This window comes from Candidatus Regiella insecticola LSR1 (assembly GCF_000143625.1).
Classification (GTDB): domain Bacteria; phylum Pseudomonadota; class Gammaproteobacteria; order Enterobacterales; family Enterobacteriaceae; genus Regiella; species Regiella insecticola.
The window spans coordinates 1-234 of record NZ_GL379689.1; the positions used below are offsets into that span (position 1 = coordinate 1).

At 67.9% G+C, this 234-nt stretch carries 1 protein-coding gene; it reads left to right on the plus strand.

Annotated features, from left to right (window positions below; translation table 11 throughout):
• A partial coding sequence (locus REG_RS11510; RefSeq protein WP_141553676.1) for an ATP-binding cassette domain-containing protein occupies window positions 1-234 on the plus strand: 234 nt, incomplete at both ends.

A 234-nucleotide genomic window follows, 5' to 3' on the forward strand; every position in this document is an offset into this window, starting at 1 on the left:
CTGGCGGGCCGCTACCCGCACCAGATGTCCGGCGGCCAGTGCCAGCGCGTGGCGCTTGCCCGCTCGCTGGTCACCCGCCCGCGCCTGTTGTTGCTGGATGAACCGCTGTCGGCGCTGGATGCGCGGATTCGCAAGCACCTGCGTGAACAGATCCGCCAGATCCAGCGCGAGCTGGGGCTGACCACCATCTTCGTGACCCATGACCAGGAAGAAGCCCTGACCATGTCCGACCGG